Annotated in this window: 8 protein-coding genes; 5 read left to right on the top strand and 3 right to left on the bottom strand. The window is 69.8% G+C overall.

Annotated elements, in window-relative coordinates; all coding sequences use genetic code 11:
- Window positions 1-6 precede the first annotated feature (6 nt).
- From VGF64_12130 to VGF64_12120, 3 genes are read right to left on the bottom strand one after another with little or no spacing between them, the layout of a single operon-like run.
- Entirely contained in the window at window positions 7-1,527 is a 1,521-nt protein-coding gene (locus tag VGF64_12130) for a class I adenylate-forming enzyme family protein (protein HEY1635499.1), read from the bottom strand.
- Window positions 1,527-3,110, bottom strand: coding sequence for a FadD3 family acyl-CoA ligase (locus VGF64_12125; protein HEY1635498.1), 1,584 nt, complete (start codon window positions 3,108-3,110; stop codon window positions 1,527-1,529). The genes VGF64_12130 and VGF64_12125 overlap by 1 nt, the downstream gene beginning before the upstream one ends.
- Window positions 3,107-4,054, bottom strand: a complete 948-nt coding sequence (locus tag VGF64_12120; protein HEY1635497.1) for a TIGR03564 family F420-dependent LLM class oxidoreductase — start codon at window positions 4,052-4,054, stop codon at window positions 3,107-3,109. The genes VGF64_12125 and VGF64_12120 overlap by 4 nt, the downstream gene beginning before the upstream one ends.
- Window positions 4,055-4,212: 158 nt before the next feature.
- On the opposite strand from VGF64_12120, the gene VGF64_12115 reads away from it, so the two are divergent.
- The 5 genes from VGF64_12115 to VGF64_12095 form a co-directional block, all read left to right on the top strand.
- Complete coding sequence (locus VGF64_12115) at window positions 4,213-4,974, top strand: SDR family NAD(P)-dependent oxidoreductase (GenBank protein HEY1635496.1); 762 nt, start codon at window positions 4,213-4,215, stop codon at window positions 4,972-4,974.
- Window positions 4,975-5,377: 403 nt separating this feature from the next.
- Complete coding sequence (locus tag VGF64_12110) at window positions 5,378-6,577, top strand: hypothetical protein (protein ID HEY1635495.1); 1,200 nt, start codon at window positions 5,378-5,380, stop codon at window positions 6,575-6,577.
- Between the two features lie 19 nt (window positions 6,578-6,596).
- On the top strand, window positions 6,597-8,150 hold the full coding sequence (locus VGF64_12105) for a hypothetical protein (protein HEY1635494.1): 1,554 nt from the start codon (window positions 6,597-6,599) through the stop codon (window positions 8,148-8,150).
- 16 nt (window positions 8,151-8,166) lie between these two features.
- Window positions 8,167-10,998 carry an ATP-binding cassette domain-containing protein gene (locus VGF64_12100; protein ID HEY1635493.1) on the top strand — a complete coding sequence of 944 codons (2,832 nt, stop codon included), beginning with the start codon at window positions 8,167-8,169 and terminating at the stop codon, window positions 10,996-10,998.
- Window positions 10,995-11,779 (top strand): ATP-binding cassette domain-containing protein (locus VGF64_12095; protein ID HEY1635492.1); only part of this gene is annotated, 785 nt, incomplete at its 3' end. The genes VGF64_12100 and VGF64_12095, both read left to right, overlap by 4 nt.

Here is an 11,779-nt window from a genome sequence, read left to right as displayed (position 1 = left end):
GCTCCCCTAACCCACCTTCCCCGAGGCGACGAGCATCGGCGCCCATTCGTCGCGAAGCGTCCGGCGGAGCGCCTTCCCCGACGGGAGCCGCGGAATGGCGTCGACGACCACGACATGGTGGAGGTGCTTGTACGTCGCGAGCGAGTCGGCGACGAGTCGCTGAAGCTCCCCATCGGCAACCGGGTGCGAGGAGTCCAGCTGCACGGCTGCGGCTGGCACCTCGCCGGCGCGCTCGTCAGGCACGCCGAACACGGCGCAATCGAGGACCGCAGGGTGGTCGAGCAGCACCGCCTCTATCTCGGCCGGCGCCACCTGGAAGGCGTTCACCTTGATCATCTCCTTCGATCGGTCGGTCAGGTGGACCCATCCCTCGGGCTCGAGCCATCCGACGTCGCCCGTGCGGTACCAACCATCGGCGAATGCCCCGGCCGTGGCCTCCGCTGGCAGGTAGCCTGCCATGACCGATGGGCTCTGGACCTGGATCTCGCCGGTGTGGCCAGGCGCCAGGGGCTCGCCAGTGTCGAGATCCGCGACCCGCAGCTCGACGCCGGCCGGCGGCAGCCCGGCGGAGTCGAGTCGCCAGGCGTCGGTTTCTCGCACGGGATTGCAGGCGATCACCGGCAGCTCGCTGGCGCCGTATGCCGGCAGCCACCGGACGCCGGTGCGCTCGGTCACGACTTTGGCGACGTTCTCACTCACCGGGGTGGCGCCCCACATGATGTAGCGCAGCGATGACAGGTCGTACGCCTCGAGCCGAGGATGCTTTGCCATCGCCAGCGCGACCGGCGCCACGGCCATCTCGAGTGTCATACGTTCGCTCTCGATCCGGCCCAGGATCTCGTCGAGGTCGAAGCGTGGATGCAGCCGCACCGTCGCCGCGGCGGCGGCCGCAGCGAGCAGGTTCAACAATCCGAGGATGTGCGACGGTGGCGTGGCCACCTGGAAGCGGTCGTCGGGACCGAGGTCGAGGGCGTCGCACCAGTGCGCCGTGGCGTGACGAATCGACCGGTGCGAGTGGCGCACGGCCTTGGGGAGCCCGGTCGTACCCGAGCTGAAGACGAGGACCGCCTCGTCGCTGTCGTCGACGTCGCTGCCGGTGATCGGCTCGGGAGCGAGGGTGAACACCGTCTCCGTCATCGCCGGGTCGTCGAGATCAGTCACGCCCCCGCGTAAGCGATCGGACAGCACGGCCACCGCGGGCCCGTCGGCCACGGCGTGGACCGGCTCGGTCAGCGCCAGCGCGTGCCCGACCTCGAGGGCCTTCCACGCCGGGCTCAGGAGGACGGCGGACGCGCCCAGCTTGCTGACGGCGTGGACGGCAACAACAAACTCCACGCGGCTCGTGGTCATGACCACGACACGGTCTCTGGCGTTCACGCCGCTCACCGCCAGGTGCCGGGCGAAGGCGTTGCTCAGGCCGTCGAGCCCCTGGAAGGACCACATGTCTTCGCCGGCCCGTATGAAGTCACGATCGCCGAAGCGGCGGGCAGACCGCTCGAGCCCCTGGTGCATCAGGCCCGGCGCCATCAGGCCGTCGCCTGCTCGCGCAACACGTCCTTCATCACCTTCCCGGTGGCGCTGACCGGCAGCTCATCGATCACCTCGACGGCCCGAGGGACCTTGTAGTTCGCCATCTGGTCGCGGGACCACCGGATGATCTCGCTGCCCGACGTGGCAACCCCCTGCCGAACGACGACGAACGCCATGCCGACCTCACCCAGCCGTTGATCAGGTATGCCGATCACGGCAGCCTCCTGGATGTCGGGGTGACGGAGCAGGGCGCTCTCGATCTCAGCGGGGTAGGCGTTGAAGCCACCGACGATGAACATGTCCTTGGCCCGGCCGACGACGCGTAGACAGCCCGCTCCGTTCACCGTGCCGAGGTCACCCGTCCGTAACCACCCGCCCTCGGGGAGAGCCCGCGCTGTCCCCTCGGGGTCGTCGAGGTAGTGCAACATCGTGCTTCCCCCGCGCAGCACGATCTCGCCGGTATCTCCGGCCGGGACCTCGACGCCCTTGTCGTCGACAATGCGCAGCTCGAAGCCCGGGCGTGGACGCCCCACCGTGGTGGCGATGGTCTCTACGTCGTCAGCGAAGGACGTCGCCGTCGCGGTACCCGCCTCGGTGAGCCCGTAGCCGGTGATGATCGTGGGAAACGGCAGCTCGTCGACCACGCGGCGGATGAGCTCGATCGGGATGTCGGCGGCGCCGGTCACCGCGACCCGCAGGCTCGACAGGTCGTGGCGGCCGCGGTCGGGGTGGTCGAGGATCGACTGGTAGACGGTGGGTGGCCCAGGAAGCACCGTAATCTGCTCCTCGGCGACCCGCGAGAGCAGGCGATCGACGTCGAACACCGCTTCGGGGAGCATCGTCGCGCCGGCGGCGACCGACGCGAGGATCCCAGCCTTCAACCCGAACATGTGGAAGTACGGGTTGACCATGAGATAGCGGTCGCCGGCGGTGAGGCCGGTCATCGCCACCCAGTCAGTGGCGACGCGCAACGTCCGGGCGTGGGTCTGGACCACGCCCTTGGGGACACCCGTCGTGCCCGAGGTGAAGAGGATGTCGGAGACGTCCTCAGCGGTCGTGGCGGCGCTGCGCCGGGCGACCTCGGCGCGCGTCGCGTCGGTCCCGCGCCGGAGGAAGGCGCTCCACGACGAAGCGCTATCCGGTGCGTGACCGCTCGACACCACGATCGTGCGGAGCTGGGGCAGCTCCGCGTCGCTCGCTCGGAGCATGGCGACGTAGTCCGTCCCGAGAAAGTCGCTGACCGTGACTAGCACCTTGGCCCCACTCCGGGACAGGATGTCCGCCGCCTCGACGCCCTTGAACCGGGTGTTGACGGGGACGAGCACCGCCGCGGCCTCGAACAGCCCCAGCGCACTGACAACCCACTCGGCGCTGTTGAACCCCCAGATGGCCACACGGTCGCCAGGCTCCACGCCGGACGCGACCAACGCCGCGCCGAAGGTTCGTGCTTCGTCGCGCAGGTCCCTGTATGAGAGCCGGGTCCCGCCGTCCACGATCGCGAGCTGGTCTCCAAACCGCTCGGCGGCAGCCGCCGTCATCGCCGTGACGCTCGGCCACCGGGCTGCGCGGGTGGCACTCATCGAGCGAGCGACGATATGAACTGACGCGTACGCTCGAGCGACGCGATGAGGTCCGGGCGACTCTCCCCGATCGGCAACACACGGACCGACACGTCCGTCACGCCGGCATCGGCGAAGCCGCGTAGGCGCTTCTCGATCGTCGACTCGCTGCCCGCGGCCAGGATGTCCCCGACGTTGCGGGCGTCGCCGTGATCGAGCAGATGCTGGTAGTTCGGCGACACCTCCGCCTCGGCCAGGATCCGGTTCGCCCGGGCGGTCGCCGCGTCGACCTCCCGCTCACTGCAGAGACACACCGGGATGCCGGCGACGACACGGGGTGCCGGCCGGCCCGCGGCCGACGCCGCTCCAGTGAGGTGAGGGATGACATGCGACGCGATGGCCCGCTCGTCAGCCATCCACAGGATCGTGCCGTCGGTCCGCTCGCCGGCCAGCCGGAGCATGAGCGGACCGAGAGCGGCCATGAGCACCGGCGTCGGGGCGACGTCTGTGACGTCGAGGGGGCTGTGGACGCGGAACAGCTCGTTGTCGACGTCGACAGTGCCGGGACCTCCGAAGGCTTGGTCGAGGACGTCCAGGTAGGCGCCCATGGTCACGACAGGACGCTTGTAGGGCAATCCGAGCATCTCGTCGATGATCCAGTGGTGCGATACGCCGAGCCCGAGTCTCAGCCTACCTTCGCACACTGCCTGCACCGACAGCGCCTGCTGAGCGAGCGCGATCGGGTGCCGGGGCTGGACCGGGACCACCGCGGTACCAATTTCGATCCTCGTCGTCTCGGCGCCGACGAGCGTGGCAGCGGTCAGGGCGTCGAACTCGTCGGGGATCTGCGGGATCCAGACCGTGGCCAGGCCAGCATCCTCCGCCCATCGGACATCGGTGAGGAGCCGCTCGACCTTCGTCCGGTAGCGGGCTCGCTCCGGGCCGATCATGAGGCCGATGCGCATCGGCGACTCCCTTCGAGGTGGCGAGCACCGGTGAAAACGGTATCCTCGCTCAGTGTAATCTACGTTCTGCTGAGCGGAAGAAACGAGTTTGCGGCCAAGGAGGGGCTGGTGGCAGCGCAGAGCCGACAGTTCGTCCGTGGCAAGATGGCGAGACTGACATGGCCACTGCACCGTTGAGGACCGTTGTCGTCGGCGCATCGAGCGGCCTCGGCCGCTGCATCGGCATCGGACTCGCGCAGCGCGGAGCCACGGTGGCGCTCCTTGCCCGGCGGCACGACCGCCTCGTCGACACCGCGAAGGAGGCCGGCCCCGGCGCGCTGGCGATCGCTTGCGACGTTACCGACGACGCGTCGTGTCGCGACGCGATCGAGCAGGCAGCGAGCGGGTTGGGGGGGATCGACGCCCTCGTGTACGCGACAGGCATCGGCCCCCTCGGTCGGCTCGCCGAGCTCGATGCCGGCACGTGGCGGCGGGCCTTCGACACAAATGTTACCGGCGCCGCGCTTGTCACCGCCGCCGCGATCCCCCACCTCTCGGCGTCACGGGGGGTGGCCGCCTACTTGTCCTCGGTGAGCGCCTCGATCACGGCGCCGTGGCCGGGCCTCGGCGCCTACATCGTCAGCAAGGCGGCCCTGGACAAGCTGGTCGAAGCTTGGCGAGCGGAGCATCCCGCCGTCGGCTTCACCCGGGTCACGGTCGGCGACTGCGCCGGTGGGGAGGGGGCGTCGGCCACGGAGTTCAGTGCCGACTGGGACGAGGAGGTCGCGGCCGAGGTCTTCCCCATATGGCTCGCTCGCAACCTCCTCAGCGGCGCGCTGCTCGACGTGGACGAGCTCTTACGAGTGATCGACAGCGTGCTGCGGTGCGGCGCCGGCGCCACGATCCCAACGGTGGCCGTAGTACCACGACCGCCGGCCTGACGCCGGGTTACCCGCGTGCGCCGGCCGCAACACGACCAACGCCGGACCGGAAGAGCTCGCGTCGTTGGTCGCGGCGATTGTTGGTCGTATCGATCGTTCGCCGCCTGGCGAGAAGGTTGCTCTTCGCGATCGGGAAGCATATTATCGGGCGCTCAAAAGGAGATAGCTCCATCGCTCTAGAAGGAGACAGCAGGAGATAGCTCCCGAGACGAGTGGAGCGCTGGGGTATGGGGACCAGGAGCGGCACACCGAGTTCGCCACGCGGCGGAGCTGCGGTCGGTCGGTGGTTGGCGCCCAATCGCCCATGAGGCATGCCGATGCACCGTTTCCGGCGTTCCGTCTCTGGTGGCGGGGAGCGTCGAACGGCCCACGATCCAGGGCCATCGCGGCGGGGACCGCCGCGATGGCGTTCCTCGCCTGGATCGCGGTCCCCTCCGGTGGCGGGGTGCTGGCGAACTTCGCGGCCGGCTTCCCAGTGAGCTCGGCCACGCCATCCGGCCAGGCCCCGGCATCTTCGCAGGGCCAGAGCGCGCAGCTGGCGGCGAACGCCTCGGGACTGGGGACCGAGGCAACCGGCCCCGCGACCGACAGCGGAAGCCCGGGCGCGGCCTCTGATGACAACGCAGGCGCAAGCCCGGACTTGGCCTCCGGGGACACGGGGAGCCTCGCCCCGGACGGCGCCAGTGCCCCGAGCACGCCCGGTGCTCCCACCTCGCCGAGTGACGCATGCCCCGTGCCGTTCCCGACCACCAACACACCACTGGACGGCGTCTCGGCCCAGCTGAGTGCGGTGTGCGCCCAGGTGCTCGGCTCGGGCACGGCGCCGGCCGGAGCCCTTCCTGGTGGCAGTTCTGCTGCGGGCACGTCGCAGGTGCCCACGCGCTGGATGTACGTCGATTCCCCGGTGGGTGCCTCGGGCGGCCCGAACGCGACCTGGAGTCCCGGGCTCAGGGTCGAGATGGCGGGCAGGACCCCCATCGTGCCGGTGGGACTGGTGCAGGGAGCCACGGTGTCACCCGGCCTCGCGAGCGCCCTCGGTGATCTCGTACGCCACGGCACCCTGGTCTCGCTTCTGTTGGTGCCCCAACCCGCCGCTCCCGGAGGTCCGGCGGCCTTCGGCTCCTGGGTGGCCCAGGTCCTCGGGGTGCTCGGGCCCGTGCCGCTCGTGGAGATCGGGACGGGCGGGCCCCCGAAAGGCTCGACGCCGGCCACCATCGCCGCGTACACCGTGGCCGGACTCGGGGCCGCCCGTGACGCCGCCGGCCAACCCTCCGCAGGAGTTGCCTGGCTCGACGGCGGCACCGCCAGCGCCGATGCCGCCGTGTGGTCGGCCCTCGACTCGAACCAGGCGTGGTCGAAGGCGTCCTTCGTGGCCCGCTCGCTCGACGGGGCTGGTGCGTGCAGCTCCCCAGCTGCGTTCGCCGCCACTCTGCGTCGCTACCCGGTGGCCGCGGGGTTGCCCGTGGTCTCCGAGGCGGTGCAGGCTCCGGCGCCCGCCGGTCAGCTGGCGGATGATCTCACCTGCCTGAAGGCTTCGGTGGCGCGGGGCCCCGCAGCTTCGGTGGCGTTGTGGAGGCTGTGGGAGGGGCCGGTTCCTCGATGACTGGGAAGGGGACACCGCCATGGATGGCATGACGGCCACGACGCCGTTCCTCGAGTTCCGGCTGTGGTGGCGACGGGCATCGCCCGGCAAGCAGGCCGCCGCGGTCGGTGCCGTGGCCACCGCCCTGGCCCTCGTCGTCTGGATCGCCGTCCCCCTGGCCAGTGGGCCCTCCACCAACCTCGGGGTCGGATACGGCAGCGGCACCCGTGGCGCAAAGGCGACGGGAGAAACGGCGGGAACGGCTGACACCGCCGGCACTGCGAGTAGCACCACAGCTGCAGCAGGCCCGGGGTCCGCCGGCGCGCCAGCGGCTCCAGGTGGGTCCGTCGCCGGCAGCGGCGCCACCGCGGGAGGCGGGCTGCCTGGCACACCCGGAGGGTCTCTGGCGGGATGCTCGGGTCCACAGAAGACCATGAACGTGGGTGTGGTCCTGGTCGACAGCGGCGGGCTCAACAGCGTCTTCGGGGCCCCCTCGCCCAGCAGCCAACAAGGTATGTGGAACGCCATGTTCGACGCGATCAACAAGTCGGGCGGGGCGGCGTGTCAGAAGATCGTCCCCGACTTCCAGACGAACAACGAGTTCAACCCCTCCAGCGCCCAGAGCGCATGCCTCTCGTTCATCCAGCACAAGGATTTCGCCGTGTTGTTCGGCTTCCTGCCTCAGAGCCCGGACACCTGCCTGCTCCAAGCCCATATCCCTGTGTTCGAGGAGATCGAGCTCTCCCAAGCCGACGTCCAGCGCTACTACCCGTACTACTTCAGCGGGGACGGGGCGCTCCAGGTCGTCTACCGCAATTGGGCCTTCGCATCCCGCCAGTTCAACATGTTCAACCCGGCCAACGGCTTCAAGAAGCTCGGCATCTTCTACAAGGACTGCCAGCCCGAGGTGAACCAGGCGATGCTGGCCGACCTCCAGGCGGTCGGGGTTCCCTCCAGCGCCATCGATCGCGCCGACCTCGGTTGTCCCTCTGCCTTCGCGTCGCCGTCTTCGATCGAACAGGCCGTAGTCAAGTTCAAGGCCGACGGGGTCACGACGGCGACGATCGACAACGACCTCGAGGACATGCAGAACATCACCAAGCAGTCGCAGGCGCAGGGCTTTCGGCCCCAGTGGACGCTACCGGATGACGGAAGTGTCGCCATCTCCGGGAACCCGCCGTTCGCTCCGGACCCCAACAACTTCAACAACGCCCTCGCCATCACCCCCGAGCAGTACGGGGCGCAGACGACGCCGGGGTTCAAGGAGGATGCCACCACCGCCCTGTGCGACCAGATCATGGCGAGCCACGGTCAGCCGGGCGCCATCGCGTCGACCGACCAGTTCTCGGGGGCGGTCTGCGACACGGCGTGGATGTTCGCGGCCGCGGTCGACCACGCTCCCAGCGTGGCCCCGAATCAGCTGGCCGCCGGCCTGCAGCGTGCGGGCCCGGTGCCGTTCTCCTTCCCCTACGGGCCGAACAGCTTCTCTGCTTCGGGCACGACCTATGGAGGGGAGTTCTGGCGGCCCGTGACCTACCACACCTCCTGCGGCTGCTGGCAGCTCGACAGCCCGAACTTCTCGCCGTCCTTCTGATGCGAAGGAGTCGACCGTGAGCTCTGGCACGCTCGTACTGGGTCTGATCAACGGCACGCTGACCGGGCTGCTGGCCGTGGGCATCGTCCTCGTCTACAAGTCCAACCGCTTCCTGAACCTGGCTCACGCCCAGCTGGGCGCGTTGTCTGCTCAGCTGCTCGCCAAGCTCGTCATCGACTGGGGCTGGAGCTGGTGGGTCGCCTTCGGGGTGTGCGTGCCCGTGGGGATCGTCGTCGGCCTTGGGGTCGAGCGCTGGGTCGTGCGGCCCCTGCGGGCCCGATCGGCGTCCGCGGTCTCGCTGCTGCTGGTGACGGTCGGGGTCACCCAGGTCCTGCTGGCCCTCGCCCTCATCCCGGCCCTCGGCCCGAGCAGCTCGAAGGAGGTGTACACCGGCTACCCGCTGCCGTTCCAGGCCAGTGTCCACGTGGGGGGCGTGATCCTGAGCGGCGCCGACATCATGGTCCTTGTCCTGGGGCCCCTCATCGTCGCCGGCCTGGCCGCCTTCCTCCGGTTCACTCTCCTCGGCACCATGATCCGGGCGGCCGCCTCCAACCCCGATGCGGCCCGGCTTGCCGGCGTGTCCGCCGCCCGGGTCTCCGCCATCACCTGGGCCATCGCCGGTGGCCTCTCGGCGATCGCCGCCATCCTCCAGAGCCCGTCGTTCGGCTCGAACGGTAGCTCCGCCGCGGCCGTGCTCGGCCCACAGCTGCTCCTGCTCGCCCTGGGGGCAGCCGCCCTCGGGGCGTTCACGTCGTTGCCTGCCGCCCTCTGTGGTGGACTGCTGATCGGACTGGCGCAGCAGATCGCACTGGCCCTCACCTCGAACGCGGCGACTTCGGAGCTCGTCGTCTTCCTGGTCATCATCGCCATGGTGTTGATCCGCGGCGGCGCCATCGGACGGGTGTTCGCCACCGCGGGCGCCATCGTCGAGGACCGGCCGCCCCTGCGCATCCCCGAGGCCATCCGCGACCGTTTCACCGTCCGCTACGCCCCGCGCACCCTCCTGGCGGGAGCCCTGTTCGTGGGGCTCATCCTTCCGGTGATTCCCATCTTCAACAGCGAGGGAACGCGCTTCGACCTGGCCCTGGTCCTCACCTACGCGGTCGTCTCACTCTCGCTGACCGTTGCCATCGGCTGGGCCGGCCAGGTGAGCCTGGGCCAGTTCGCCTTCGTCGGTGCCGGCGCCTTCGTCGCCGCCCACCTGATGCCGAGGGGCTGGTCGGTGCTCTTCCTGCTGATCGTCTGCGGTCTCGTGGGTGCGGCCCTGATGGGGCTGGTCGCTCTGCCCGCCTTGCGGGTGCCGGGCCTGACGTTGGCGGTGACCACCCTCGGGTTCGCCGTCGTCGCTCCTGACTGGCTGTTCCACAAGGGCTGGTTCGGGTCGGCTCAACCATTCGGGATTGTCCTCCAGCAGCCGAGCCTGGCCGCCGGCTTGGGGAGCCCCTCGTCACAGCTCGCCGTCTACTACGTCGCCCTCGGCGTGGTCGTGGTCGCGGCGGCTGCGATGTGGGCTCTCAGGCGCTCGCAACCGGGCCGCCTCATCATCGCCGTTCGAGACGACGAAGCCCGGGCTGCGTCGTTCCGGGTGACACCCACCACCGTCAAGATGGGGGCGCTGTGTGTCTCGGGGTTCCTCGCCGGCTCGGCCGGGGTCCTGTGGGCCGACGCCTGGCGCAACGTCTCCGCCACACAGTTCCCGGCCGACCTGTCCCTCGCCGTGCTTGCTGCGGTGGTGATCGGCGGCATCGGCTCGGTGGCCGGGGCGGTGGCCGGTGGGGTCGTCGTCTACGGAATGACGTTCTTGCTGAGCCCCTTGATCTCAGACCTTTTCAGCTCCGCAGCGGGCTCAGGTGTCGGCTTCGAGCTGCTCTTCGGTGGCCTGGGGCTGGTCCTCGCCCTGCGGAAGTTCCCCCAGGGGATCGCCGGCGCCGTGCAGTCGTGGTGGCAGGGCCGCCTGGATGCGATGGTCGCCGAGACGACCGAGCGCGACACTGCCGCGGCCCATTCGCCAGCCCTGGCGGTCGAGGACATGCGCCTTGCCTTTGGCGGACAGCAAGCTCTCGAAGGGGCGTCGATCGAGGTACGAGAGGGCGAGATCGTCGGGCTGATCGGACCCAACGGGGCGGGCAAGACCACGCTGCTGAACGTGATCTCCGGCGTGCTTCGCGCCGACGGCGGCTCGGTGGCAGTGGCCGGGGTGAACGTGGGCGACTTTCCCCCCGAGCTGCGGGCGACGTTCGGCCTCGGGCGCAGCTTCCAGCAGGCCACCCTCTTCCCCGGGCTCACCGTCACCGAGACCATGCAGGTGGCCATGAGCACCCAGCACCGGGTCGGGCTCCTTTCCTCGGCCGCCTCGGCGCCCTGGGTGCGGGCGGGAGAGGGATCGTCCCGCAAGGCGGCGTGGGCGTTGCTCGAGCGCTTCGGCCTGACCGCCTGGGCCGACGTGCTGACCGACGAGCTGTCCACCGGCACCAGAAGGATCTGCGACCTGGCTGCCCAGGTCGCCTCGGTGCCCAAGGTGTTGTTGCTGGACGAGCCCACCGGTGGGGTGGCCCAGCGTGAGGCGGAGGCCTTCGGCCCCCTGCTGCGATCCATCCGCGACGAGCTGGGTCTGTCCGTGCTCATCATCGAACACGACATGCCCCTGCTGATGGGCTTGTGCGACCGCATCTACGCCATGGACCAGGGTCGGGTGATCTCTGAGGGCACGCCGGACGAGGTCCGGGCCGACCCGGCGGTGATCGTGTCCTACCTGGGCACCGACGAGGCCCCGGCGAGCCCACCCATCTCCCCGACGCCGCCCGTCCGAGAGCGGCCCCTGCGGGCCCGACCCCTCCGGGCCCGATGAGCGACGCCTTGTCGGCACCGATCGCACCGATCATCGACGTCGATGGCGTCAACTTCTCCTACGGCCGACTCCAGGTCCTCTTCGACGTGTCCCTCCAGGTCGAAGAGGGCGAGGCCCTCGCCCTCCTCGGCACCAACGGGGCCGGGAAGTCCACCCTGCTGCGGCTCCTCTGCGGCCTCGAGGCGCCGTCCTCGGGGGCCATCACCTTCGAGGGCGCCGACATCACCACCACACCGGCGGAGCGCCTCGTGGGGAGGGGCCTGGCCCTCATCTCCGGCGGCCACGCCATCTTTCCGGATCTGACAGTGCGGGAGAACCTCGACATTCAGGCCCTCCCCATCCACCGGGACCGGGCCACGGTGCGAGCCCGCACAGCCCGGGTGCTGGAGACCTTCCCGGTGCTCGAGCGCTACCTCCGCAGGCGGGCAGGGAGCCTGTCGGGAGGTGAGCAGCAGCAGCTGGCCCTGGCCAAGGCGCTCCTGCTCGACCCCAAGGTCCTCTGCATCGACGAGCTGTCCCTCGGCCTCGCCCCCGTCGTGGTCAAGGAGCTCATGGCCATCGTGCGGTCCCTGCGAGACGCCGGCATCACACTGGTCATCGTCGAGCAGAGCCTGAGTGTCGCGTGTGAGATCTGCGAACGGGCCGTGTTCATGGAAAAGGGCGAGATCCGCTTCGAGGGAGCCGCCACCGAGCTCCTCGAGCGCGACGACATCGCCCGGGCCGTCTTCTTGGGAGGCCACGGCGACGGAGCTCGTCAAGGCAATGGGGAAGGCACGAAGGC

The organism is Acidimicrobiales bacterium (assembly GCA_036491125.1).
In the GTDB taxonomy this organism is placed as follows: domain Bacteria; phylum Actinomycetota; class Acidimicrobiia; order Acidimicrobiales; family AC-9; genus AC-9.
This window is presented reverse-complemented; position numbering and strand designations above follow the sequence as displayed.